The following is a 343-nucleotide window of genomic DNA, read 5'->3' as shown; positions in this document are numbered from 1 at the left end:
CAGCACCACCTTGGGCGGTTTGCTCGACAAGCTGCACGTACCGTCGGTGGGGCCAGGCGCGGCGCAGAAGCTCGCGGACAAGTTCGGTTCGCTGGAAGGCGTCATCAAGGCTGACTGGCTCGACATGCGCCAGGCGCTGCCCGAGAAGCAAGCCAAGGCTGTACGGGAGTTTTTCGACAATGCCGACAACGCCAACCATGCCCTGGCTATCGAGCAACAGCTCAAGGACTTCGGTATGCACTGGCAGAGCGAGAAAAAGCTCGTCGAAGGTTTACCTGAAGCCGGGCACACCTGGGTACTCACCGGCTCCCTGGAGCTGATGAGTCGCGATGTGGCCAAGGAC

Annotated in this window: 1 protein-coding gene; it reads left to right on the top strand. The window is 61.2% G+C overall.

Annotation, left to right across the window (positions count from 1 at the left end):
- A partial coding sequence (locus AAEZ05_RS28000) for a helix-hairpin-helix domain-containing protein (protein WP_350649817.1) occupies positions 1-343 on the top strand: 343 nt, incomplete at both ends.

The organism is Pseudomonas sp. HY13-MNA-CIBAN-0226 (assembly GCF_040310305.1).
In the GTDB taxonomy this organism is placed as follows: Bacteria; Pseudomonadota; Gammaproteobacteria; order Pseudomonadales; family Pseudomonadaceae; genus Aquipseudomonas; species Aquipseudomonas gregormendelii.
This window is presented reverse-complemented; position numbering and strand designations above follow the sequence as displayed.